We start from the raw sequence: 24,230 nt of genomic DNA, 5'->3' as shown, positions 1-24,230 counted from the left end.
GGACCGGAATGACACGTTTTTTCCTGGGCGTGGATGCCGGCGGCAGCCATTGCCGCAGCCGCCTGGTCGATGCGAACGGTCGGGTTCTGGCCGAGGCGCAGGCCGGGCCTGGCAATGCCGGATTGGGGCTGATCGCACTGCATGCGACGCTGCGCGACGTGACCGATCGCGTGGTGCGGCAGGCGGGCCTCGATGCGGCGGATGTAGCGCAGACCAGTGCCGCGATGGGCGTGGCCGGCATTTCCCGCTCTGGCGTGCGCGCGGCGCTGGAGGGGTTCGCCTTTCCCTTCGCCTCCACGGTCTTCGAAAGTGATGCGGAGATTGCGAACCTGGGGGCGCACGGCGGTGCCGATGGCGCGATCCTGATCATCGGCACGGGCAGTATCGCGGTGGTGCGCGTGAACGGCGAGACCTTCCGCATCGGGGGCTATGGCTTCCCGATATCGGACGAGGGTAGCGGTGCCGCGCTGGGCCTGAGTGCGATGCGCCACGCGATGCGGGCGCTCGACGGCCGTACGCGCGCGACGCCGCTGAGCGCGGCGGTGACCGAACGCTTCGGCCACGACACCGCCCGCGCGATCGCGTGGATGGATCAGGCAACGCCGCGCGATTATGGCAGCTTCGCACCGCTGGTCATGGCGCATGCGGAGGCGGACGATGTAATCGCGCGGTCGATCGTCGAGGATGCCGCGGGCCACATCGAGCGCTTCATCGAAACGATCTTCGAACGCGGCGCGACCCGCTGCGCGCTGCTGGGTGGCCTGTCGCAGGCGATGCGCCCTTGGCTGCGGGCGCGGACCGTGGCACGGCTGAGCGAGCCGTTGGGGGATGCGCTGGACGGCGCACTGTATCTGGCGGGGCTCCCCGTCGGCGCGAAGGAGGGGATGGCATGATCGACCGTCGCAGGGTCCTGGCCGCCGTCGCGAGCGCCGGGCTTGCGCCGGTCGCCCGTGCTATCCCGTTGCCGTCGGCGCCCCCGCTCCTAGCATCGAGCGCGCTGGCCGCGCTGCTGGCCTAAGCTCCGTCGCTCAATTCGCAGCGGCAACCGCTACCAAGGCCGCATCAATCGCCGCGGTCGCGCTCGCGTCCCCCGCCATGTCATTGGCATAGGCCGAGAAGATCAGCGTCCGCCCGCTCGCTGCCGTGAGATAGCCGGACAAGGCATTGGCTGCGTTGAGTGTCCCGGTCTTGGCAGACAGCCGTCCCGCGAGCGGCGTGTCGACGAAGCGACGCGTCAGCGTACCATCGGTCGCCGCGACCGGCAGCGTCGCCCGCCACGCCGCGCCCCACGGCTGAGTCATCGCCCAGCGTAGCAATGCCACCGTCGCGCGCGGGGTGACGCGATTATAGTTCGACATGCCCGCCCCGTCCGCGAAGTCGAACGCCGGCGTCGCCACGCCCGCGCGGGCTAGCGTCGCGGTGACGACGCTATGGCCATCCGCAACCGATCCGCCGGGAGTCAGCCGACGCAGCAGCAGTTCGCCGTGCAGGTTCTGGCTCAACTTGTTGGTGCGCTGGATATCCTCGGCCAACGGCGGCGGGGTCAGCCCTGCCAGCACCGGCAAAGGGGACCCTTCGACACCTTCCGGCATTGCCGCAGCAGCGGGTGGGCGGTGCCGCACGGTAACCCGTCCCGTCACCGTCACGCCAGCCGCGCGCAACAATTGCGCGAAACGCCACGCGGCGTGATGCGCGGGATCGTCGATCCCGAGAGGGATAACGATCGGTGCATGCCCAGCGGGAACGCTGCCCGCCACCTGCAGGCGATCACTCCCCGGCATACGCTCGACCGTCATCGTTCGCGCGCTGCCAGCAGGACCGGTCGTCGCGCTATTGTCGATCTGGAAGTAGCCGTCGCCCGTTACCGTGAGCGGCGATCCCGGCGTCGTCGGCACGACCGTCAGCGGCACGGCATTGTCGTCCAGCGTCAATGCCGACACGCCGGTGCCGTAGACGCTGTCCATGTTGTTCCAGCTCATGCCCTGCGGCCAGCGTTCGTCCGGGAAGGCGGTATCGTCGCCGACGACATCGCCAACGATCCGGGTGCGCTGCGCCACCGCGGTCGCCAGCGTCGACAGGCAATCGACCCGGCAATCGGGCGCGGAGGACAGCCGAGCATCGCCATGCCCCGCCAGGATCACCGTCGGCCGTTCCGTGCCCTCCAGCCGCACCGTCGCGCCGCCGCGCGTATCCGGCGCAGCCACGTTGAGCGTCGCGAAGGCGGCGGCGGTGGTGAACAGCTTTGTGTTCGAGGCGGGGATGAACCGCTCGTCGGGCCGGATCGCGACGATCTCCCGCCCATCGGCATCGACCACGAGCAAGCCGATGCGCGTACCGGGCGGCGCCTTCGCCAGTGCCTCCGCCACCGCAGACGGGGGCGTGGTTGGCGCCGGCGCAGGGGATGCCGGGGCCGCCTGTCCCACCAGCATCAGGGGTAGCAGCAGAGCCGTACCGATCATCGACGTTCGATTTCCTCGCTCAACAGGGTCAGGAACTCGGCGGCCAGCGCCGATGGCGGGCGGTCGAGCAGGTGGATCGCATGGACATCGAACGTCACCGACGGGCGCAGCGGACGCATCGACAGGCCCTGGCTGATCGACGCCGCCGCGGTGAAATTGTCGACGATCGCGACGCCCACCCCCGCCTGCACCAGAGCGGCGGCGATATAAAAGGTTCGCGCGACGGCGACCTCGTTCAGCGCTAGACCCAGGCGGTCGATCTCATCGCCGAACAGCTTGCCGATCGGGCCACTGCCCTTCATCGAAATGATCGGCTGATCGACCAGCTGGGACAGCTCAATCCGGGGCGGCGCATCGGGCATGGTCTGTTCGCGATACAGCACCACGAGTTCCCCCTCGCCCAGCCAACTGCGCGACAAGGCGACCCCACGCGGCGGCTCGCTGGCGATGGCGATGTCGCTTTCGCGCTCATACAATTTGCGCAGCAGGTCGTCGTGGTGGACGGTCTGCAAATCAAAACTGACGTCGGGGTGGCGCGTCAGAAATCGCGCGACCGCATCGGGCAGTACGCTAAGCGCCAGGCTGGGCAGCGCGGAAATGCGCAGCGTCGTACCCGCGCCGACACGCAGATTGCGGCCCGCCTCGCGTAGCGCGCGGACGCGTTCCTGGATGTCGGCGACATCGGCGAACAGGGCGTGCGCGTCCTCGGTGGGCAGTAGCCGGCCGTTGGAACGCTGAAACAGCTCGAACCCCAACAGGCTTTCGGCGTGCCGCAGCGTCTTCGACACCGACGGTTGTGACACGTTGAGCGCGCGCGCCGCGGCCGAGACGGAGCCGTTGACGTAGACGGCGTGAAAGATCTCGATGTGGCGCAGGTTCATGGACAACAGCGTAGCGAAGCCGAGGCTATTCGGCCACCGGCCCGCGGAACCGCGCGGCGTCCAACGCCCCCTCGCCGCGCGCGACCAAAGTTGCCACCGTCAGATTGGCGGAGGCGGAGGGAACGGTGCGCGTCATGTCGAGCAGGCGGTCGAACGGTAGCACCAGTCCGATCACCAGCGCGGTCTGCTCCGTGCCGACCCCTACCGCCGACAGCATCGCCGCCAGCATGAACAGCGAGGCGGACGGCACGGGTGCAGTCCCGAATGCCGCCAGCGCGCCGGTCAGCAGCATCGTAACGAGCATCGTCGCGTCGGGAACGATGCCCAGCGCCTGCAACGCGAACTGGCCGAGCAGCCCGACATACATGGCCGTCCCGTCCTTGCCGATCGACGCGCCGAGCGGCAGGACCGTGGAAGCGACTGCACGCGAGACGCCCAGATTGTCCTGCGCCACCCGCAGCGCGACGGGCAGCGTCGCCGATGACGATGCGGTCGAAAAGGCGACGATCAGCGCGTCGACGATCCCCTTGAAGAACCGCGTCACCGGCAGGCGCGCGACGAAGCGGATCAGCCCGGCATGCACCACCAGCATCTGGACGAGCGAGGCGAGCACCACGGCCAGCGCCAGCCAGCCGACATGGACGAACACGCCCGCGCCATTGACCGCGACCGCCTGCGCGATCAGCGCCAAGACGCCGAACGGGGTCGCCTCCATCACCAACCGGACGATCTGCAACAGCACCACCGACAAGCCCTGCAGCAGTGCCGCGACCGGCTTGCCCGCCTCGCCCGCCAGAATGGTTCCCGTGCCCAGCAGCACCGCGACGAAGATGATCGCCAGCGTGTCGCCGCGGACCAGCGCCTCGACGATGTTGAGCGGCACGATCGACAGCAGCTGATCGGCCGGCGTCACTGCGGCGCCCAGCGCATGCGGTACGACACCGCCCAGCGACATGGCCGCGCCGGGGCGCAGGATCAGCCCTGCGGCCATGCCGATCGATACCGAAACCAGCGTGGTGGCCGCGAACAGGCCCACGGTGCGCAGGCCGATCGACCCCAGCCGCCGCGGGTCACCCAGCGTGGCGATCCCCGCCGCGATGGTGACCAGCACCACCGGCACCACCAGCATCTTGATCAGGCGCACGAACAGATCGCCGATCAGCCGGATCGCGCCCGCCGCCTCAGGCCACAGCAGCCCGAGCGCGACGCCCAGGATCAACCCGCTGACCACCCGCTGCCACAGCGGAATGGCGAACCAGCCCCTGATCAGGCGCAAGCGGGCGTGCCCCAGAAGCCGGGCGCCGGTGCGGACAGGATGCCGTCGTGATCGCGCGCGCCGCCGTCGCGATCCTGCGCCAGCCACAGCGGGCCGTCGAGATCGACGAAGTCCGCGCCACTCGCAACCAGCATCGCCGGCGCGATACCCAGCGACGAACACACCATACAGCCCACCATCACCCCGAACCCCCGCTCCCGCGCCTCACCGGCCAGCGCAAGGGCTTCGGTCAAGCCGCCCGTCTTGTCGAGCTTGACGTTCACATGGCTGTAGCGGCCAGCCAGCCGATCGAGATCGTCGCGGGTGTGCAACGCTTCGTCCGCGCAGATCGGGATGGCGCCGGCCAGTGCCGTCAGCCCGTCGTCGTCATCCGCGGGAACGGGCTGTTCGAGCAGATCGACCCGCTGCGCGCGCAGCAGCGGCAGATAGGCGGCGATGTCCTCTACCCGCCAGCTCTCGTTGGGATCGACGATCAGCCGGGGGGCAGGCGCAGCGGCGCGGACCGCCGCGATCTGGGCTGCGGCCTCCTCGCGGTTCACCTTGATCTTCAGCAGCGGCACGTGCGCCACGGTCGTCGCGATGGCGGCCATCGCGTCGGGCGTATCGATGCCGATCGTGATCGCGGAGGGCAGCGCCGAGACGGACGACACGCTCGCCAGCGCTGCGACCTCGGTACGGCCGATTTGCGCCTCCAGGTCCCATAGAGCGCAGTCGACCGCGTTGCGTGCGGCACCCGGCGGCATCGCTTGGGCGAGATCCTGCCGTGATCCGCCGCCTTCGATCAGCGCGCGGACACCGTCGATCGCGGCGATCGCGCCATCGATCGTTTCGCCATAGCGAGGATAGGGCACGCCCTCTCCCCATCCGCGTACGTCACCCTGCGCGATCGTGACCGTCACCACATCGGCCGCGGTCTTCACGCCGCGGGCGATGCGGAACGGCGCCCTCAGTGGGAAGCGGTCATGGCGAACGATGAGGGTGCGGCGCATGATGTCTCCAGCAGCAGGTCGATGATCGCCTCCGACCCGAAGCGATAGGGGTCGGTGCAGGGCAGCCCCAGCGCATCTTCGGCCTCGCGGCACATTCGGCGGGCGGTCAGCTCGTCGAGCTTCGCCGTGTTGAGCGCCACGCCGACGCCGCGGACGTTCGGGCTGGTCAGCCTGGCGACGCGCAGGTTCGCCTCCAGGCATTCGGCAAGGCCCGGCATCGGGCAATGCGGCAGGCCGCGCATGTGCGGGCGCAACGGATCGTGGCACAGAACCAGCGCCGCCGGCTGCGCGCCGTGCAGCAGCCCGGTCGACACGCCGGCGAAGGCCGGGTGGAACAGCGATCCCTGCCCTTCGATCAGGTCCCAGCCATCGTCTTCGCGTGCCGGAGCGAGCGTTTCGATGGCGCCCGCGATGAAATCGGCGACGACGGCGTCGAGCGGCACGCCCTCGCCCGCGATCAGGATGCCGGTCTGGCCGGTCGCGCGGAAATCGGCGGTGACCCCGCGCGCCCGCAGCGCGTCGCGCAGGCCGAGCGTCGCGTACATCTTGCCGACCGAACAATCCGTGCCGACGGTCAGCAGGCGGTTGCCCGCACGCCGGCGACCGTTGCCGACGGGAAGGCCCGCGGGCGCGTCGCGCACGTCGAACAACTGGACTCCCGCCGCTTTCGCTGCCTCGACCAGTTCCGGCACGTCGCGCAGCCGCTCGTGCAGGCCGCAGGCGACGTTCAGCCCGGCACGGATCGCGGCCAGCGCGTCGCCGATCATCCAGCCGGGAAAGCGTCCGCCGGGATTGGCGATGCCGAGCACCAACGTACGGGCGCCCGCGGCACGGGCGGTGTCCGCATTCATCTGGGGCAGGCCGAGCGTGAAGGGGCAATCGCTGTGCCGCCATTCGCCGACGCAATCCGCCCCGCGAAAGGCGGCGAGCCCGCGGGAGGTCTTGAGGCCGATCTCGTCATCGGAATGGCCGAGATAGAGCAGATAGGGAGCGGGAACGGTCATGATGCCAGCATGATAGAGGGGGGATCGCCGATGGTGCCAATCGCGCTCGCGGCGCTGCCTATAACGTTCGGCTATTGGTCGCAGCCCGCGGGGCGCGGGCGGAGCAGCGCCCGTCCGGCAGCGGCGCCGGTCGCCGTGCCATCGGTCAGCGCGCGCCGGCCGTTGACGAACAGAGCGACGACGCCGACGCTCGTTTCGCGAGGATGCAGATAGTCGGCCCGCGGCGCATAGCCTTTGGGGTCCAGCACCACGACGTCCGCAAAATAGCCCGGCCGAAGATAGCCGCGCTGCGGGATACGGTACATGTCCGCGGTCGCGCCGGTGGAGCGGCGGATGAACTGCCGCAGCGTGATGACCTTCCGGTCGACGACATAGGTGCGATACAGCCGCGGGAAGGTCGCATATTGGCGCGGGTGCCCGTCCGATCCGTCCGACGACGTCACGACCCAGGGCTGCTTCATGATCAGGTCGACATCGCGATCGACCATGTTGAAGCTGGCGACGTCCGACCCCGCCGGGCCATCGCCTGCCGCATTGGGCGTGCGCAGGATGCGGATCGCCGCGTCGATCGCGGAGAGTTGCCACGTCGTCGCCATCTCGGCGAGCGTCTTGCCGGTCCACGGCTGGCCCTGCGCGGTGAGCAGCAGCGCCCCCGCCCCGCCCCGGCGGCGCAAATTGTCCGCCATCGCCGATTTCAGCCGTGCCATGGTCGCCCGATCGTCGAAGCGCGCAAGCAGCCGCGTATAGCCGCCGTCCATCGCCCAACCCGGCACCAGCGCGGCATCGACGCTCGATCCCGAGGCGAGCCATGGATATTGGTCGGCCGTCACTGCCTGCCCCGCGCGCCGCGCCGCCTCGATCGTGGCGATCAGCGCGGGCGCCTGCCCCTGAACGGGCACGCCCAGCGCCTTCAGATGCGCGAAATGCACCGGCGTGCCGGCGCTCTTCCCGATCGCGATCGCCTCGCGGGTCGAGGCAAGCAGGCCGATCGAGTAGTTTGATTCGTCGCGCTGGTGCGTGTCGTACATCCCGCCGCGCTTGCCCGATTCGCTGGCGACGGCCGCCACCTCGTCGGTCTTGGCGAAGCTTTGCGGAGGATAGAACAGGCCGGTGGACAGACCATAGGCCCCTTCGCACATCCCCTTGGCGGCGAGACGCCGTTCCTCCGCCAGCTCGGCAGAAGTGGGTGCACGGGCGTCCTGCCCCAGCACATGCGTGCGGATCGCGCCGAAGCCGACGAAGGGCACGATATTGGTGCCGATCCCACTCGCCTCCAGCGCGTGTGCGTCCTTGGCCACCTCGAACGTGCCATAGCCGTCGACGCCGATGACGACCGTGGAGACACCCTGTGTCAGCCACGGCAGATTGAGGCGCGCCTTGGGATCGGGCGAGCGGATGTAGCTGTCGGGATGGGTGTGGGCATCGATCAAGCCCGGCGCGACGATCATCCCCCGCGCATCGATCACCTCGCCCGCGGCGGTGCCGCGCGGTCGCCCGACATAGACGATGCGGTCACCGGCCAGCTCGACATCGCCGACGAAGGGCGCGCCTTCCGCCCCCGTGTAGATCGTGCCGCCTTGGATCACGACATCGACGCGCGGGTTGCTGGCTGAGGTGGCGACGCACCAGACGAGAGCGGTCAGGGCGAGGCGCTTCATCGCAGGCTCCTTTCGGGTCGAAGGTGAGTGGTGGCGGCGGCAATCGCATCGACCGCCGCCCGGCTGAAGGGCATGGGCAGCATCCGCCCCGCGATCCACGGGGCAGCCTGATCGTCGCGATGGACGGACCGCGGGTCGTTGGATTGGCCGGGCAGATTGAGCATGACTGATCGGTCCCAGTTGCCGACATCGATCACCTGCGGGTAGCTCGCGCCGCCACCGACCCGCCAGTCCGGCCCGTTGCCCAGCCAGCGCGCCATGACGGTGAAGCCGTCGCCACCGGACCCACCGACCTCGATCGGCGGAAAGGCCGCGGCGATGGCGGGGATACGGGCAAGCGGGTGGGCGATCCGGACGCGGTGGAGCGTATCCCACCGCCACGCGGCGGGGTTATTTCCTAGCAGCGTCGTCGCTTTCGCCCAGCCATCGGCAAGCGCTGCGTCGATCAGGTCGGGCCGCTTTGCGGCGACCCGGATCAACTCGGGCGGCTCGATCGCGGGTATCAGGGCGCGGGCGCTCTCGGGCACCAGTGCGGCGATCATCTTCGCGTTGAGATCGCGCAGCACGATCTCGTACAGTGCCGCCGCGCCGCTTGCGCCGTCGATCCGGCCGTCCCAGCGCGCCAGCATGGCCGCGGCGGCGGCAGCCCCGGCAGATGGCGCGCTTGGCAGCAGCGCCTGAAAGCGCCGGGCGGGCAGCGACAGCGTGTCATGCTGGAGCGCAACACTGTCGGCGACGCTGTGGCGCGTCTGGGCCGATAGCACCTCGGCGATCCGGTCGTAGCGTGCAGGGCTACGAAACGAAAAGGCCGGGCTGTGGTCTGCGGGCCAGCCGGCCGGCAGATTATTCTGATTGGCGGAGGCGAACCAGCCGGCCGGTGGATCGATGACGCCGGGCAAGGCACGGAAATCGCGCATCCCGGTCCAGTCGTAACGACCGTCGCCGGGCACCGGCAGCAGGCCATGGCCGCGCTTGCGCTGAGGCCAGAAGCCGATCGCCTGCCAGCCATGATGGCCGCGCACGTCGGCATAATGGAAATTGGTCGGCGACGGGTGCAGCTTGAACGCCTCGCGCAAACCGTCCCAATCCTGCGCAAGGTTGATCGCCACCATGGCGAAGGCGCCCGATCCGCCGGGCTGCATCTCGACCGAGGCCAGCACGGTGGCGCGCGACCGGACCGGATCGTGGGCGATGACGGGCCCTTGCACGGCATAACGCAGCCGTACGGTGCGGGGCGCCGCGTCCTTGACGGGGATCGCGACATCGACCGCCGTAAACCGCTTCCACCCGCCGTCGTGGCGGTAGCGTTCGGGGTCGGCCGGATCGAGTTCCAGGACGAACAGATCCTCCTGGTCGATATGGAAGTTGGTGCGACCGAAGGCGAAGCGATCGGTATGGCCCTGCATGATGCCCGCGAGGCCCGGCGCGCCGCCGCCGATCACGTCCAGCCCCGGCGCGGTCAGATGCGCGACATGGCGCGGGCCGAACCCGCCGATGCCGAGGTGCGGATCGTTGGCCAGGATTGGGCGCCCGGTCGCCGTCCGGCTGCCCGCGACCGTCCAGGCATTGGAGCCGGCATTGGCGGCGTTCAGCAGCTCGTCCGGGTCCTGCGTGTGCGTCTCGCGGCCAAACGGCAGCGGTCCGAGGCGCAGCACGCCCAGATCGGCCTCGCTGACCTGCGCGGGGTCAAGGCCGTCGGGCACCTCGAGCGGGATCGACGGGCGTAGCGGCGCCACCAACCCGTCGAGGTCGAGCAACCCCAACGCCGCCAGCTGCGCGCGGCGGATCTCGTCGTCGACATTGCCGATGCCGCCGCCCCGCGCCAGCACGAGGTCGCGCACGTCCCAGCGCAGCGGCATGACGCCAAGGATACGGTATTCGAGCGGCAGCAACGACCGATCGCGCTCCACCTCCGCGATGCGCGCGTTGATGCCGGCGATATAGCCGCGCACGCAGTCGAGCACCTCGCGCGGAATGCGCGCCAACTCGGCGTCGAGATCGCCGCGATAGTGGAACAGTCGCGCGGCCGCGTCATGGGCGGCGAAGTCCCCGCCGAACACCTCGGCCATCTGCCCCATCTCGCGGCGATGCGCGAAGTCGATCTGGAACAGCCGGTCGCGCGCGACCACATAGCCCTGCCCGAAAAAGGCATCGGCCTTGGTCGCGGCGCGGATATGGGGAACGCCCCACAGATCGTCGACGATGGTGATCGGCTGCGACAGCTCCGGCACCGTCGCATAGGCGGGAGCGGCGGACAGCCGTGCCGCCGCCCGCCAGGGCGCGAGCGCGCCGAATGCCGTGGCGCCGAGCAGGAAGGTGCGGCGAGAGACCATGGTTTCCCCTTGTTCGGCCGACCCACGATACGGCCGCGCAAAATCGGCGGCGCAACGGTCGGCGGGGCGGTTCGCGAGGGAGCATAGGCCGGCGTCGGGGCCGCGCAATGCCACCATAATCGCAGGCTATGGCCCACCCAACGATCGGTGTCGGTCGACCCTTGACCTAGGTTGCATCCCGCCTGCACCATCGCCGTTGCCCGGATCAGCGACAAGACCATGACCGGCCGCAGGGTGATCACGCTCAAGACGATCGTGAATAAGGGGGATTGCAGATGACGGACGGATCATGGCGCGGGTTGATGGCGACCGGGACCGCATTGACGGCCTTGTCGATGGCGCTCGCCGCCCCCGCCTTCGCCCAGACGACGCCGGCCGCCTCGGCCGACGCCACCCCGCCCCCGCCGCAGACCAACCCCGGCGACATCGCGCCGGACGATATCATGGTCACCGGCACGCGCATCGTGCGCGATGGCTTCAAATCGCCGACGCCGCTGACCGTGGCGACGCAGGAGGATATCCTCAACACCTCGCCGACCAACAACATCGCCGACTTCGTCAACCAGCTGCCGGCGCTGGTCGGGTCCACCCGCCCCTCGAACTCGCGCCTCGCGATCAGCTCCGGTCTGGCCGGCATCAACGCGCTCAACCTGCGCGGGCTGGGTGAAATCCGAACACTGGTGCTGCTCGACGGGCGCCGCACGGTGGGATCGAGCGTCACCGGGCTGGTCGACGTCAACACCTTCCCGCAGGCATTGGTGAAGAGCGTCGAGATCGTCACCGGCGGTGCGTCGGCAGCCTATGGCTCCGACGCGGTCGCCGGCGTGGTCAACTTCGTGCTCGACAAGACGTACAAGGGCATCAAGATCCAGGCGGACAGCGGCGTCACCGAACGCGGCGACGGCGCCAATTATTCGTTCAGCGCCGCGGCGGGTCTCGCCTTCGGCAGCGACGATCGCGGGCATCTGTTGCTCAGTGGCGAATGGGCGCATCGCGACGGCATCTTCCGCGTCGATCGTGATTGGAACGCGCGCGGCGTCGTGCGGATCACCAACCCCAATTACACCAACACCAACGGGCAGGCGCAATTCCTGATCCGCCAGCCGGTGGGTGTCGCCAACACCACGCCCGGCGGCATCATCCTCAATTCCAGCGGCGGCGTCGCCAACCGGCTGCGCGGCATCTATTTCGGCCAGGGCGCCGCGGCGAGCCAGTTCCAATATGGAGCCCTCACCTTCCCCGCGGTCGGTGGCGCGACCGCGCCCTCGTTGACGCAGGGTGGCGACTGGCAGGTCAACGACCAGGGCCGCAACATCGGCCTCGACGCCGACGACGATCGCCGCGGCGCCTTCGGGCGGCTGAGCTACGAAGTCGCCACCGGCGTGACGCTCTTCGCCGAAGCCTCGTACAATTGGCAGAAGACGCTGTTCAACGCGGGTCCGCAATCGACGACCTCGATCACGCTGACGTCGGCCAACCCGTATCTGCAGAGCGCGCTCGCCAATGCGGTGTCCGCCGGCCTCATCACCGCGGCGGAGCGTGCGGCCGTCACGTCGGTGACGGTCGGCAGCACGGCGGTCGACCTGCCCTATCGCAAGAACAACAGCAGCCGCGACGTGCAGCGCTATGCGATCGGCGCGGAGGGCGAGTTCCAGGCCTTCGGTCACAAGGCGTTCTGGAACATCTACGGCCAATATGGCGAGACGAACGCGCACGAACAGCTGCGCGACATCATGAACACGGCCAACATGGCCAATGCCACCGATGCGGTCGCGGCGCCCGCCGGCAATGCGCTGGGTGTGGCTGCGGGCACGGTCGTGTGCCGCTCGTCGCTGACCGCGCCGACCAACGGCTGCGTACCGTTGAACCGGCTGGGCATCGGCGTCGCCAATCCGGCCGCTTTCGCCTATGTGCTGGGCGATCCCTATCGCGACCAGAAGCTCAAGCAGACGGTGGCAGGCGTCAATCTGTCGCTGACGCCATTCGCGACCTGGGCGGGCGACGTCAGCGTCGCGGTGGGTGGCGAGTATCGGCGCGAATCGGTGTCGGGTTCGGTCCCGACGCAATTCCAGACCGGCTGGTCGGTGGGCAACTTCCTGCCCACCTTCGGCAGCTATAACGTCAAGGAAGCCTATCTCGAAACGGTCGTGCCACTGGGTCTCGGCCTCGAGTTCAACGGCGCGGTGCGCGGGACCGACTATTCGACGTCGGGCTATGTGACGACGTGGAAGCTCGGCGCGACGTGGCAGCCGATCCCCGACATCCGCTTCCGCGCCACCCGCTCGCGCGACATCCGCGCGCCCAACCTCAGCGAATTGTACGCGTCGGGCACGTCGCGCACCAACACGCTGACCGATCCGGCGACGGGGCGCACGACGGTCACCTTCCGCGAGACGACGACCGGAAACCCGAACCTGCGGCCGGAAAAGGCGGATTCCGTCTCGGTCGGCGTGGTGTTCCAGCCGACGTTCCTGCCGGGCTTCTCGGCGTCGGTCGACGGCTTCGACATCAAGCTGAAGGACGCGATCGGCCAGTTCTTCGCGCAGGACATCATCAACCGCTGCTTTGAGGGGCGGACCGAATTCTGCGCCGCCTATGGCCCCGATCCCACGGGCGACCGCGAGCTGTTCTTCCGCGCGAGCCCGTTCAACTTCGCCCGCCAGTGGGTCCGCGGCATCGATTTCGACGCGAGCTACCGCCTGCCGCTCGCCAACATCATCCAGCGCGCGCCGGGCACGGTCACGCTGCACGGCCTCGCGACGCGCTACATCCACAACATCACCGACAGCGGCGTGCCGAACGTAATACCGGTCGACACCGTCGGCCAGCTGAGCGGCATCAGCCCACCCAAGTGGATCTATCGTTTCAACGCCAGCTACGAGACCGACAGCTTCTCCGTGACCGGCACCGCGCGTGGGGTCAGCAGCGGCACCTATGGCAATGCCTATATCGTCTGCGACGGCAATTGCCCGACGGGTCGCCCCGCCGCCACCGTCTCGCAATTCCCGACGATCGACAACAATTCGATCTCCGGCGTCACCTATTTCGACCTCAATCTGACGACCAAGATCGAAACGCACAGCGGCGGACGCGCGGAGCTGTTCCTCAACGTTACCAACCTGTTCGACCGCGATCCTATCCTGCTGCCTGAAACCGGGCTGGCGGCGAACAGCACCTATTCCGATCTGCTCGGCCGCGCCTTCCGGGTCGGCATCCGCTTCCAGACGCGCTGAGCAGGGCGGCGACGATGACCCATCGTCGCGCAGCCCGCCCGGCCCCCCGCGCCGTCCTCGCCCCGCCCGGCGATGCGGCCGCGGGGTCGAGACCAGCGTCGCCGGAATGAGCAGTGCGGCAACACGCGGTCCGGTGACGATCGCCGACGACATATGGGGCGTGCCCCATATCCGGGCGGGCTCGATCCCCGACGCCGATTTCGGTCAGGGCTATGTCGTCGCCCGCGATCGACTGTTCCAGATCGACCTGCAACTGCGCCGCGACCTTGGGCGGCTGGCGGAAAGCTTCGGGCCGCGGTTCGTGCCCTATGATCACGCCGCGCGCCTGCTGCTGTTCCGCGGCGATGTCGCGGCAGAACTCGACGCCTTGCCGCCGGACGTGGTGGCGTGCGTGCGCGCCTATGTCGATGGGATCAACGCCCGAATTGCGGAAGTGGAGGCGGATCCCGCACGGCTCCCGCCCGAATATGCTGCGCTGGGGCTGACGCCGCTCCGCTGGGATATCGCCGATCTGGTGCGCATCCGCAACGGCGACATGGGCCGGCCCGATGACGAGGTCCGCCGCGCCCGGCTTGCGGCGCGCGGGCTGCTCGACCTCGACCGCCTGATGACACCCCTCGCCTGGGATTGGCAGCCCGTGGTGCCCGACGGGCTCGACATGGCGGCGGTGTCCGACGCCGACCTTGGCGTTCTTGCGCTGACCGATGGGCCGTTGCCATGGAATGCGGCGGTGCAGGCGCGCTATGATCCGGTCCACGATCGGCTCGACCGCGACGCCCATGGCAGCAATGCGTGGACGATCGCCGCGGAACGCTCCGCGACCGGTCGCCCGATCCTGGCCAACGATCCCCATCTGGGCATCGGCGGCTTTTCGCCACGCCACATTGCGCACCTGACCGCGCCGGGGTTCGACGTGATCGGCGCCGGCAGCCCGGGCATGCCCGGCATCATGCAGGGTCACACCGATCATTATGCGTTCGGGCGCACCAACTCGCATATCGATCAGGAAGACCTATTCGTCCTGGACCTGCACCCGAACGACCCGGAGACCTATCGCCACGACGACGTCTGGAAGCGGTTCGAGACGCGGACCGAGACGATCCGGGTGAAAGACGCGGCGGACGTGACCGTCACGATCCGCCAGTGCGTGCACGGCCCGGTTCTGTCGCACGACCCGTCGCGCCGACGCGCAACGGCGATGGCGTCGGTGTCGCTGCAACCCGGCGCGAACATGACCTTTGCGATCATCGCGCTGAATCTCGCGCGGGACTGGGACGCGCTGGCGCAGGCCGCCCGCCTGCATGTCGCGCCGACGAATTTGCACTATGCCGATCGCGACGGGAACACCGGCTGGCGGATGCTGGGCCATGTGCCGATCCGTAGCGCTCATCACGACGGGCTGATGCCGGTCCCGGGCGACGGACGGTACGACTGGCGGGGCATCGTAGCGACGCAGGACATGCCGGCGTTGCTGAACCCACCCGACGGCTGGTTCGCGTCCGCCAATCAGTTCAACCTGCCCGCCAATTGGGGCCCCGACAAACGGGTCAGCAGCTTCCTCTGGAACGCGCCCTATCGCTACGATCGGATCGTCGAAGCGCTCGGACAGCAGGACAGGCATAGCCTCGCCGATAGCGTCGCGCTGCAACACGACGATCTGTCGCGGCCGGCACGTGCGCTCGTCGCGCTGCTGCCCGACCGCCTTGACGGAACTGCAGCCAGCGCCGCCGCACTACTCGGCAACTGGGACTGCCGTCTGGGGGTCGACAGCGCGGCGGCTGCCCTGTTCGAGATGGTCTGGATTGCGTTGGGCCAGGCCTTTTTCACCGCGATCGTACCGGACGCAGCGCGGGACCTCGTCACCTCCGTCGATCCCCGGCCGATGTTGGCGATGCTGTCCCACCCCGATGCCCGCTTCGGCCCCGAACCCGAAGCCGCGCGGGACAGACTCCTGGCGACGGCGCTCGCCGAAGGCTGGGACGCCGCCGTCGCCGCGTTCGGGCCCGATCCCGATAGATGGCGCTGGGGAGACGCGCACCGTGTAGTGCTGCGCCACCCGTTGTCCGCGCTGCCCGAGGTCGCGGCCGTCAGTCCGGCGATCGAGGGCGGACGATCGGGCGGCGACGCCTTTACGGTGATGGCGCGCGGCTATGTCGCGGCGCGCGATTACACCGTGAGCCACGGGGCCAATTTTATGATCGTCTGCGACGTCGGCGACTGGGACGAATCGCTCGTCTGCGCGCTGCCGGGCCAGTCGATCGACCCTCGCTCGCCGCATTATTCCGATAGCTATGCCACGTGGGTCGCGGGCGAACCGCGCCGCCTCGCCTTCAGCCGGCAGGCCGTCGATGCGACCATACGCCAGATCACGGAGCTTCGACCATGAGAGGCCTCATCAGGGCAGCGGCGCTCATGTCTGCGTTGAGCGCCTTTACAATAGCCCCCGTCCCCACCCCCGCCATCGCCGCAGAGCGCACGCCGAACTTCGACACCGCCTTCGCGGAAGTGCAATCCTGGGTCGGCAAGGCGTTCCCCGGCGCGGTGGTTGCGGTCGGCGTGCGCGGCCGGCTGGTCGCGCTGAAGGCCTTCGGGCGCATATCCTCCGCTCCAGACTCACCGCCCATGCCGCGCAATGCGATCTTCGACCTCGCGTCGCTCACCAAGGTCGTCGGCACCACGACCGCCGCGGAAATCCTCTACGACCGCGGCCTGCTCGACCTCGACCGCCCCGTCGTCACGTATCTGCCGTCCTTTGCCGGCACGCCGGGTCATGAGCGGATCACCGTACGCCATCTGCTCAGCCACAGTTCGGGCCTCTTTACGTCCGATCTGTTATGGCAGCACAGCCGCAATCGGCAGGAGCTGCTCGCGCTGATCGACCGGATGCCGATGGCCTGGGCGCCGGGGACGCATTATCAGTATCGCGACGAGAATATGATCCTGATGGGCGAGATCATCGAGCGTCTCTCCGGTCAGTCGCTCGACCGCTTCCTGCATGATGCGGTCTTCGCGCCGCTGGGCATGACAGACACCGGCTTCAACCCGCCAGCCAGCCGGATCGACCGGATACCGCCCACCGAGCAGGACGACCTATTCCGCCATCGGCTGGTGCGGGGCGAGGTGCATGACGAAAATGCCTTCGTCCTGGGCGGGGTCGCCGGTCATGCAGGCCTATTTTCTACCGCGCGAGACATTTCGCGCCTCGCGCAGCTCTATCTCGACGATGGCCGTCACAACGGTCGCCCATTCCTGAAGCCCGGCAGCCTAGCCGCCTTCACCACTCGGACGGCCTTTCCGCCCGGAAGCTTCCGCGCCCTGGGATGGGACATGCCCGATCCGGCCGGCAGCTTCGCCGGCCCCCTCGCCTCACCCGACGCGCTGATTCACACCGGTTTCACGGGCACGTCGATCTATATAGACCGATCGCGCGACGCGTTCGTCATCCTGCTGACCAATCGCGTAAATCCCACCCGGACCAACAAGCAGATCGCCGAGGCCCGGATCGCGATCCACACCGCCATCCTTTCTGCCATCGATGCTGCGTCGCGGCCGTCAGCGTCCCCCCAGCTGCGTCCACGCTGACCGTTCGCAATGGTGCGTAAATAGCACGATTCGTGACGCGAGACGCCCCAGGGCGCCGCAATCAGCGTGTTCAATTTGCGAGATAAAATGGTCGGGGCGACAGGATTCGAACCTGCGACCCCCACACCCCCAGTGTGATGCGCTACCAGGCTGCGCTACGCCCCGACCGAGGGACCGTGCGGCATTCGCTGCCGATCCCAGAGGGCGGGCCTTTAGGCGGGGCGGACCGGCGATGCAAGCGCTGATCGTCGCTTGGCCGATACAATGCGGTCACGTGTGCCGTTGCAGCGGCGCAACATTGCGCAAGTCGCCGTGCGATGCTAGCGCGCGGCGCTTCCAGTGCGGGGGATTTCCTCCGCCGATCAGCCATGCACGGATCAGATGTTCATCTCCCCAGCCTATGCCCAGACCGCGGGTGGCGCCGCTAAATCCGGCGGCCTTGCCTCGCTGATCAGCTTCGCACCGCTGCTCCTCATCTTCGTCGTCTTCTACTTCCTGATGATTCGCCCGCAGCAGAGCCGCATGAAGGCGCTGCAGGCCGCGATCGCCGGCGTGAAGAAGAACGATCAGGTCGTCACCGCCGGCGGCATCGTCGGCCGCGTCACCAAGGTGGAGGACGCCTTCGTCGAGGTCGAGATCGCCGCGAACACGCGCATTCGCGTGGTAAAGGCGACGCTGGCCGAAGTCACCAGCCCCAATTCGAAGCCGGCGAACGACTGATGCTGGACTTTCCGCGCTGGAAGGTAGCGACGATCTGGACGGTGCTCGCGCTGCTGTGCGCGCTCGCCATCCCGACGTTCCTGCCCGAATCGATGACCGCGAACTGGCCGTTCCATCCGCGGGTCAACAAGGGGCTGGACCTCGCCGGCGGCAGCTATCTGATGCTGGAAGCCGATACGCAGGATCTCGCCAACACGCGGATCGAGGCGATGCGCGATCAGATTCAGGGGACGATGCGCAACGGCACGCCCCGGATCGACATCGGCGACATTTCGACGCGCAACAACCAAATCAGTTTCATGCTGCGCAACCCGGCGCAGGTCGACGCGGCGCGCGAGCGCCTGCTCGGCATCACTGGTGGCGGCGCAGGCATGACCGGGCAGCGCGAATGGGACATCCAGGTCGTCGACGGCAGCCGCTTCGTGCTGACCCCGACGCAGGCGGGCCTCAACCAGGCGATCAAGACCGCGATGGAGGACGCGACCGACGTCGTGCGCCGTCGTATCGACGCGCTCGGCACGCGTGAACCGACGATCGTGCGCCAGGGCGACAACCGCATCCTGGTGCAGGTGCCGGGCCTGCAGAACCCGCAGCAGCTGAAAGACCTGCTCGGCAAGACCGCGCGCCTCGAATTCAAGCTGGTCGATACGACCGCCAACCCGGCCGACGTCGCCAAGGGCATCGCCCCGATCGGCAGCCAGATCCTGCCCTATCCCGGCAGCCGTGACGGCTCGCCGGTCAGCGTCGTGAAGCGCACCGCGGTCATCACCGGCGACATGGTTGCGGATGCCCGCCAGGGCTTCGACCAGCAGACCAACGCCCCCAACGTCCAGATCACCTTCAACGGCGTCGGCGGCAATCGCTTCGCCCGCGTCACGCAGGCGAACGTCGGCAAGCCGTTCGCGGTGGTGGTCGACAATCAGGTCGTCTCGGTCGCGAACATCAACGAACCGATTCTCGGCGGATCGGCGGTCATCAACGGTGGCTTCACCGTCGAAAGCGCCAACCAGCTCGCCATCGCGCTGCGTTCGGGCAAGCTGTCGATCAACCTGAAGGTGATTGAGGAATCGACCGTCGGGCCGGAACTGGGCGCCGATTCGATCCGCGCCGGCATCCTCGCCTGCTCGGTCGCGGTCGCGCTGGTCATGGCGTTCATGTTCCTGACCTACGGCCGCTTCGGTGCCTATGCGAACCTCGCCGTCGTCATCAACGTGTTCGTCATCCTCGGCGTCCTCGCCCTGATCAGCGGCACGCTGACGCTGCCGGGCATTGCGGGCTTCGTGCTCACCATCGGCACCGCGGTCGACGCGAACGTGCTGATCAACGAGCGTATCCGCGAGGAACGCCGTCGCGGCCGCAGCGTCGTGCAGGCGGTGGAGCTGGGTTACAAAGAAGCCAGCCGCACCATCTTCGAAGCGAACATGACCCACTTCATCTCGGGCGCGATCATGTTCGTGCTGGGGTCTGGTCCGGTCCGCGGCTTCGCGGTCGTTCTGCTCATCGGTATCGTCACTTCGGTCTTCACCGCCGTTACCTTCACGCGCATGCTCGTCGCGCTGTGGATCCGGCGCGAGAAGCCCAAGACGATCAACATTTGAGGCGAAAGGACACCTCATGCGCCTCCTGAAAATCGTACCCGACAACACCAACATCGACTTCGTCCGCCTGCGCGGCTGGGCATTCGGGCTGACGCTCGCGCTCAGCCTGCTCGCGGTCGGGTTGACGGTGGTGAAGGGCCTCAACTTCGGCGTCGACTTCGTCGGCGGCCTGATGATCGAAGAGAAGTTCCCGACCCAGCCCGACCAGAACAAGGTCCGCCAGGTCATCGACGGCCTGGGCGTCGGTGAAGCCGCGCTCCAGCAGTTCGGCGACCCCAAGACGCTCACCATCCGCCTGCCCGTGCAGGAAGGCGCCGACGAAGGCGCGACCAACGCCGTCGTCAAAAAGGTGGAAGGCGCGCTGGGGCAGGCATTCCCGGGCGCGACCTTCAGCCGCTATTCGACGGTGTCGAGCAAGGTGTCGGGCGAGCTGATCCGCAACGGCGTGCTCGCGGTCGTCCTCGCGATCCTCGGCATCGGCCTGTTCGCGATCGTGCGGTTCGAATGGCAGTTCGGTGTGTCGACAATCGTCGCGATCGTCCACGATCTGTTGATGACGGTCGGCTTCTTCGCGCTGTCGCGCTTTGAATTCGACCTGAACATCATCGCCGCGGTGCTGACGATCATCGGCTATTCGATCAACGACAAGATCGTGATCGACGACCGTATCCGCGAGAACATGCGCCGCTATCGCAAGATGGAGATGCGCGAGATCATCAACCTGTCGGTCAACGAAACGCTGCCGCGTACCGTCATGACCTCGGTCACGATCCTGCTCGCGCTGATCGCGATGCTGTTGCTCGGCGGCCATGTGCTGCGCGGCTTCACCGCCGCGATGATCCTCGGCATCGTCGTCGGCACCTATTCGTCGATCTACGTGTCGTCGTCGCTGCTCATCACGCTCGGCCTGCGCGCCGATCCGAATGCCGGCGAACGCACGGCAAAGGGCGGCATCAGCAATGCGGAGCGGGTCGGCCCGCGCGAGGGCTGACGCGGTGCGGATGGACCGTGAGGCCGCCGCGGGCGGCCCGATCGTGCGCGGCTTCGTCGGTTCGGGGTTCCGGGTCGACGACGAGCGGGTGTTCCGCGCGCTGCTGATGACGGTGGAGACGGCGTCCGAATGGACGCCGCCCCCGCTCGACCGGCTCGACACGGCAGCGTTGCAACCACTGATCGACGTGGCGCCCGAGTTCATCCTGATCGGCACGGGCGCAGGGCTGACCCGCCCGCCGGTCGCTCTGGTCCGCGCGCTGGAAGACGCCGGCATCGGCGTCGAGGCGATGGACAGCCGCGCGGCGGCGCGCGCCTGGGGCGTGCTGCGCGGCGAGGGCCGCGTGATCGGCGCGGCGCTCTACCCGCTGGACGCCTGATCCCTCTCGCGCCGGTGGGCGACGAGAGCCGACAGGTGCTCCACCAGCGCCGAGGTATTGGCTTGCCAGGTAAAGCACTTCACCGTCGCAGAGACTGCGTCGGGCGCAGGCGGAGCGGCGATCAGCTCCCGTATAGCGGCGGCAAAGGCCTCCGGGGTGCGCGCGACGATCCGTCCGGCGTCCGCTGAGGTCACCACCTCCGCCGCACCCCCGATCGGCGGAATGACGACAGGGGTGCCGCAGGCGAGCGCCTCGATCCACGCATTGGCCAGCCCTTCCGAACGCGATGCCAGCGCCATAACGTCAGCCGCAACGATCACTGCCGGCAGCGCCCGATGCGGCACGCCGCCCGCGATGCGGACGCGATCGGCAATCCCCAACGACGCGGCAAGCGCGGTCAGGCTCGCCCGCTCCGCCCCCTCGCCCACGATCATCAGCGTGACACCGGGCAGCGTCGCTACCGCGCGCAGCACGATGTCATGGCCCTTGCGGGGGATCAGTGCCCCCAAGGACAGGACAAGCGGCCCGGTGACGCCCAGCGCGGCCTTGGCAGCGGCCCGATCGACCGGGCGGAAGGCGTCCGTGTCGATGCCCGTGTGATGCACGCGGATGCGGTCTCCCGGCATGCCGAGCGCGATCATGTCGTCCCGCATCGCGCCGCTGACCGCGAGCAGGCCGTCCGCCCCGCGGCCGGCCTCCCGCACCTGCGCGGCCGTCGGGCCCGACCGCCCCCAAAGATGGATATCCGCGCCGCGCGCCTTGATCGAGACGGGGACGCCATAGCGCTGCCCGAGCATCACCGCGGCCGGCCCATCGGGGAAGAAGAACGACGTATCGATCACGTCGAACGGAAAGTCGCGCCGTATCGCGTCCAGCACCGGCACCAGCGCGCGAACGAGCATACGGGCATGCCACCGACCGGCGGTGCCCGGAATGGCGGTAAAGCGCGGCCTGTACACATCGACTCCGCGCCAGGTCTCCCGCACCGGCAGTGCCAGCCGCTCGCGTTGCCGCAAACGCGACACCGGCCAGGGGGCAACACCCACCGGCGCGACGACCCGCACCTCGACGCCGTCCGCCGCCGCCAGCCCCTGCGTCTGCCGTTCGACGAACACGCCGAAATTCGGCCGGTTCGCATCCGGATACAGGGACGACAGGGTCAGGACGCGCAGCATCGCGGCTTGGCCTAACGGCGCCGGGTTAAGGCTTCCCCTACCCGGCGCCCGCCCGCGAATCAGAGGCGCTGCGTGCCCGGATAGGCGAACAGCAGGTCGGCATCGGCACTGCTCGCGATCGTCTCGCTACCGGTGACGGTGACGCATTCGCCCGCCTTGAACGCGACGCTGGCAACCTCGCCCGACCCGCGGATCGGCACCAGCCAGCCTGTCTGACCGTCCTGCAGCGCGACCTGGTGTTCGCCACCGGTCCAGCGCTCCAGAACGAACTTCGGCCCCTCGACCAGAATGTCGCGCCCCTCGCCCGCCGCACCCGGCGAGACGATCGGCTGGTACGGCGTCAGGTGCGATACCGCGACGCCATCGTCGAGGTGCAGTTCCCGGTCGCTGCCGTAGTCATATAGGCGATAGGTCGTTTCACTGTTCTGCTGCACCTCGATCAGTGTCAGGCCACCGCCGATCGCGTGGATCGTGCCGCTGGGGGCGTAATAGAAGTCGCCGGCCTTCACCGGCACCCAGTCGAGATCGTCCTCGATGCTGCCGTCTTGTGCATCAGTGCGCAGTTGGTCAGCGGTAATCGGCTGCTTGGGGCCCAGGGCGATCGTCGAATCGGGGCGTGCCGCCAGGATCGTCCAGCATTCGTCCTTGCCGCGCGGCAGGCCGCGGGCGTGCGCCTGCTCGTCGTCCGGGTGGACCTGCACCGACAATTTGTGGTCGGTGAACAGATATTTGATCAGCAGGTCGGGCGTGGTGTCACCCGGCTCCTGGAACCAGATTTCGCCAATCGGCTCGCCGTCCTTGGGCGCATCCTCAAAGCCGAACCCAAGGTCATGCCGGCCCCACGGCTTTTCGACACGGTGGGTGTGGAGCAACGTAGCAGGCATGAGGGTCCTTTCGAGTCCGTAACAGGCGCGCCAACGTGCGACGGAGGGGATTGTTCGCTGGCACGCGCTTACGCTAAGAGCCTTAGCCGATGCGTATCCCACAGTCCAAGGCGCTTGCCGCCGCGATGATCGCCGTCCTCGCGCTTCCGGTCGCCGGTTGCGCCCGTAACAAGGCGAAGTCCGACCTGCCCTATGTCGCGCGCGACGTGGGCACGCTCTATTCGACCGCGAAGACGCGGCTGGATCAGGGCCGCTACAAGGAGGCGGCGCTGCTGTTCGACGAGGTCGAGCGCCAGCATCCCTATTCGATCTGGGCCCGCCGCGCGCAGCTGATGAGCGCGTTCAGCTATTATCTCGACCGCGATTACACCGCGAGCATCCAGTCGGCGCAGCGCTTCCTGTCGGTCCACCCCGGCAACCGCGATGCTCCTTATGCCTATTATCTGATCGCGCTGAGCTATTACGAACAGATTCGCGACGTCACGCGCGACCAGAAGATCACGCTTCAGGCGCTGAGTGCACTGGGCGAATTGACCCGCCGCTATCCCAACACCCGCTACGCTTCCGACGCGCGCCTGAAGATCGACCTCGTCAACGATCACCTCGCCGGCAAGGAAATGGAGATCGGGCGGTTCTACGAAACCCGTGGTCAGTGGCTGGGCGCCGCGCTGCGCTTCCGCACCGTGATCGACAAATATCAGACCACGACGCACACGCCCGAAGCGCTGATGCGGTTGGTCGAATGCTATCTGGAACTGGGCCTGCGCGGCGAAGCCGAGAAGGCTGCGGCGGTGCTCGGCGCCAATTATCCCGGCAGCGACTGGTACGCGCATGCGTACAAGCTGATGCAGGAACACCCCTTCACGCCGACCGCGCCGATTCCGGCCGGCCAGCCGATCATCCCGCCCAACACGCCGGGCACCAAGAAGCTCGCCGAGCCTGGCGAGCTGGAGGCTGCCAAGCCCAAGGCGGAAGCCCCCACGCCGCCGACGCCGGTCGCGCCGAGCGGCGGCACGGCCGGTGCACCGGTGCCGACCACCGAGACGCCGACCAACTGATCGGCACCCC

Annotated in this window: 19 protein-coding genes and 1 tRNA gene; 10 read left to right on the top strand and 10 right to left on the bottom strand. The window is 68.2% G+C overall.

Annotation, left to right across the window (positions count from 1 at the left end):
• Positions 1 to 8: 8 nt before the first annotated feature.
• Positions 9 to 893, top strand: coding sequence for a BadF/BadG/BcrA/BcrD ATPase family protein (locus A7E77_RS14925; RefSeq protein ID WP_063689199.1), 885 nt, complete (start codon positions 9 to 11; stop codon positions 891 to 893).
• Entirely contained in the window at positions 890 to 1,018 is a 129-nt protein-coding gene (locus A7E77_RS18480) for a hypothetical protein (RefSeq protein ID WP_264177008.1), read from the top strand. Before A7E77_RS14925 ends, A7E77_RS18480 begins: the two co-directional genes overlap by 4 nt.
• A gap of 10 nt (positions 1,019 to 1,028) precedes the next feature.
• Here A7E77_RS18480 and dacB read toward each other — a convergent pair whose 3' ends face one another.
• The 7 genes from dacB to A7E77_RS14890 form a co-directional block, all read right to left on the bottom strand.
• A complete protein-coding gene (dacB, locus tag A7E77_RS14920) occupies positions 1,029 to 2,459 on the bottom strand; it encodes a D-alanyl-D-alanine carboxypeptidase/D-alanyl-D-alanine-endopeptidase (protein ID WP_063689196.1) in 1,431 nt (476 codons plus the stop codon).
• The gene (locus A7E77_RS14915; protein WP_017978797.1) at positions 2,456 to 3,340 is read right to left on the bottom strand and encodes a LysR family transcriptional regulator; all 885 of its coding nucleotides are present in this window, start codon (positions 3,338 to 3,340) and stop codon (positions 2,456 to 2,458) included. Before A7E77_RS14915 ends, dacB begins: the two co-directional genes overlap by 4 nt.
• A gap of 25 nt (positions 3,341 to 3,365) precedes the next feature.
• Positions 3,366 to 4,616 carry a dicarboxylate/amino acid:cation symporter gene (locus A7E77_RS14910; protein WP_063689193.1) on the bottom strand — a complete coding sequence of 417 codons (1,251 nt, stop codon included), beginning with the start codon at positions 4,614 to 4,616 and terminating at the stop codon, positions 3,366 to 3,368.
• Positions 4,607 to 5,605: an N-acetyl-D-Glu racemase DgcA gene (gene dgcA, locus A7E77_RS14905; RefSeq protein WP_063690030.1), complete on the bottom strand. Its 999-nt coding sequence runs from the start codon at positions 5,603 to 5,605 to the stop codon at positions 4,607 to 4,609. The genes A7E77_RS14910 and dgcA overlap by 10 nt, the downstream gene beginning before the upstream one ends.
• Positions 5,563 to 6,609 (bottom strand): N-acetyltransferase DgcN, encoded by a 1,047-nt coding sequence (gene dgcN / locus A7E77_RS14900; RefSeq protein WP_063689191.1) that lies wholly within the window; start codon positions 6,607 to 6,609, stop codon positions 5,563 to 5,565. Before dgcN ends, dgcA begins: the two co-directional genes overlap by 43 nt.
• Positions 6,610 to 6,680: 71 nt before the next feature.
• Positions 6,681 to 8,267, bottom strand: coding sequence for an N-acyl-D-amino-acid deacylase family protein (locus A7E77_RS14895; protein ID WP_063689188.1), 1,587 nt, complete (start codon positions 8,265 to 8,267; stop codon positions 6,681 to 6,683).
• A complete protein-coding gene (locus A7E77_RS14890; RefSeq protein ID WP_063690028.1) occupies positions 8,264 to 10,600 on the bottom strand; it encodes a penicillin acylase family protein in 2,337 nt (778 codons plus the stop codon). Before A7E77_RS14890 ends, A7E77_RS14895 begins: the two co-directional genes overlap by 4 nt.
• Positions 10,601 to 10,902: 302 nt before the next feature.
• On the opposite strand from A7E77_RS14890, the gene A7E77_RS14885 reads away from it, so the two are divergent.
• From A7E77_RS14885 to A7E77_RS14875, 3 genes are all read left to right on the top strand, one after another.
• The gene (locus A7E77_RS14885; protein WP_226341773.1) at positions 10,903 to 13,833 is read left to right on the top strand and encodes a TonB-dependent receptor plug domain-containing protein; all 2,931 of its coding nucleotides are present in this window, start codon (positions 10,903 to 10,905) and stop codon (positions 13,831 to 13,833) included.
• Positions 13,834 to 13,966: 133 nt separating this feature from the next.
• A complete protein-coding gene (locus tag A7E77_RS14880; protein ID WP_264177007.1) occupies positions 13,967 to 16,219 on the top strand; it encodes a penicillin acylase family protein in 2,253 nt (750 codons plus the stop codon).
• Between the two features lie 26 nt (positions 16,220 to 16,245).
• On the top strand, positions 16,246 to 17,415 hold the full coding sequence (locus tag A7E77_RS14875; RefSeq protein ID WP_063689181.1) for a serine hydrolase domain-containing protein: 1,170 nt from the start codon (positions 16,246 to 16,248) through the stop codon (positions 17,413 to 17,415).
• Between the two features lie 88 nt (positions 17,416 to 17,503).
• Here A7E77_RS14875 and A7E77_RS14870 read toward each other — a convergent pair.
• Positions 17,504 to 17,580 (bottom strand) — tRNA-Pro (locus A7E77_RS14870).
• A gap of 216 nt (positions 17,581 to 17,796) precedes the next feature.
• Between A7E77_RS14870 and yajC the strand changes: the two genes are divergently transcribed.
• From yajC to A7E77_RS14850, 4 genes are read left to right on the top strand one after another with little or no spacing between them, the layout of a single operon-like run.
• A complete protein-coding gene (yajC, locus tag A7E77_RS14865; RefSeq protein ID WP_063689179.1) occupies positions 17,797 to 18,135 on the top strand; it encodes a preprotein translocase subunit YajC in 339 nt (112 codons plus the stop codon).
• Positions 18,135 to 19,733 (top strand): protein translocase subunit SecD, encoded by a 1,599-nt coding sequence (gene secD / locus A7E77_RS14860; RefSeq protein ID WP_063689176.1) that lies wholly within the window; start codon positions 18,135 to 18,137, stop codon positions 19,731 to 19,733. Before yajC ends, secD begins: the two co-directional genes overlap by 1 nt.
• Positions 19,734 to 19,749: 16 nt before the next feature.
• Entirely contained in the window at positions 19,750 to 20,724 is a 975-nt protein-coding gene (secF, locus tag A7E77_RS14855; RefSeq protein ID WP_018250758.1) for a protein translocase subunit SecF, read from the top strand.
• A 10-nt stretch (positions 20,725 to 20,734) separates the two neighbouring features.
• Positions 20,735 to 21,103, top strand: a complete 369-nt coding sequence (locus A7E77_RS14850) for an MTH938/NDUFAF3 family protein (RefSeq protein WP_226341772.1) — start codon at positions 20,735 to 20,737, stop codon at positions 21,101 to 21,103.
• Here A7E77_RS14850 and A7E77_RS14845 read toward each other — a convergent pair.
• Both A7E77_RS14845 and A7E77_RS14840 read right to left on the bottom strand, forming a co-directional pair.
• Entirely contained in the window at positions 21,085 to 22,278 is a 1,194-nt protein-coding gene (locus A7E77_RS14845; protein ID WP_063689171.1) for a glycosyltransferase, read from the bottom strand. The genes A7E77_RS14850 and A7E77_RS14845 overlap by 19 nt on opposite strands.
• 59 nt (positions 22,279 to 22,337) lie before the next feature.
• Entirely contained in the window at positions 22,338 to 23,162 is an 825-nt protein-coding gene (locus tag A7E77_RS14840; RefSeq protein ID WP_063689168.1) for a class I mannose-6-phosphate isomerase, read from the bottom strand.
• An 89-nt stretch (positions 23,163 to 23,251) separates the two neighbouring features.
• On the opposite strand from A7E77_RS14840, the gene A7E77_RS14835 reads away from it, so the two are divergent.
• On the top strand, positions 23,252 to 24,220 hold the full coding sequence (locus tag A7E77_RS14835) for an outer membrane protein assembly factor BamD (RefSeq protein ID WP_017978782.1): 969 nt from the start codon (positions 23,252 to 23,254) through the stop codon (positions 24,218 to 24,220).
• Positions 24,221 to 24,230: the final 10 nt, after the last annotated feature.

It is taken from the genome of Sphingomonas sp. NIC1 (assembly GCF_001638925.1).
Lineage (GTDB): Bacteria > Pseudomonadota > Alphaproteobacteria > Sphingomonadales > Sphingomonadaceae > Sphingomonas > Sphingomonas aquatilis.
Note: the sequence above shows the minus strand (reverse complement) of the source record. Positions and strands in the feature narration are given on the sequence as shown.

Coding starts and splice junctions, on each gene's coding strand:
- A7E77_RS14925 (WP_063689199.1), top strand. CDS start 9: ATGACACGTTTTTTCCTGGGCGTGGATGCCGGCGGCAGCCATTGCCGC.
- A7E77_RS18480 (WP_264177008.1), top strand. CDS start 890: ATGATCGACCGTCGCAGGGTCCTGGCCGCCGTCGCGAGCGCCGGGCTT.
- dacB (WP_063689196.1), bottom strand. CDS start 2,459: ATGATCGGTACGGCTCTGCTGCTACCCCTGATGCTGGTGGGACAGGCG.
- A7E77_RS14915 (WP_017978797.1), bottom strand. CDS start 3,340: ATGAACCTGCGCCACATCGAGATCTTTCACGCCGTCTACGTCAACGGC.
- dgcA (WP_063690030.1), bottom strand. CDS start 5,605: ATGCGCCGCACCCTCATCGTTCGCCATGACCGCTTCCCACTGAGGGCG.
- dgcN (WP_063689191.1), bottom strand. CDS start 6,609: ATGACCGTTCCCGCTCCCTATCTGCTCTATCTCGGCCATTCCGATGAC.
- A7E77_RS14895 (WP_063689188.1), bottom strand. CDS start 8,267: ATGAAGCGCCTCGCCCTGACCGCTCTCGTCTGGTGCGTCGCCACCTCA.
- A7E77_RS14890 (WP_063690028.1), bottom strand. CDS start 10,600: ATGGTCTCTCGCCGCACCTTCCTGCTCGGCGCCACGGCATTCGGCGCG.
- A7E77_RS14885 (WP_226341773.1), top strand. CDS start 10,903: ATGGCGACCGGGACCGCATTGACGGCCTTGTCGATGGCGCTCGCCGCC.
- A7E77_RS14875 (WP_063689181.1), top strand. CDS start 16,246: ATGTCTGCGTTGAGCGCCTTTACAATAGCCCCCGTCCCCACCCCCGCC.
- yajC (WP_063689179.1), top strand. CDS start 17,797: ATGTTCATCTCCCCAGCCTATGCCCAGACCGCGGGTGGCGCCGCTAAA.
- secD (WP_063689176.1), top strand. CDS start 18,135: ATGCTGGACTTTCCGCGCTGGAAGGTAGCGACGATCTGGACGGTGCTC.
- secF (WP_018250758.1), top strand. CDS start 19,750: ATGCGCCTCCTGAAAATCGTACCCGACAACACCAACATCGACTTCGTC.
- A7E77_RS14850 (WP_226341772.1), top strand. CDS start 20,735: ATGGACCGTGAGGCCGCCGCGGGCGGCCCGATCGTGCGCGGCTTCGTC.
- A7E77_RS14845 (WP_063689171.1), bottom strand. CDS start 22,278: ATGCTGCGCGTCCTGACCCTGTCGTCCCTGTATCCGGATGCGAACCGG.
- A7E77_RS14840 (WP_063689168.1), bottom strand. CDS start 23,162: ATGCCTGCTACGTTGCTCCACACCCACCGTGTCGAAAAGCCGTGGGGC.
- A7E77_RS14835 (WP_017978782.1), top strand. CDS start 23,252: ATGCGTATCCCACAGTCCAAGGCGCTTGCCGCCGCGATGATCGCCGTC.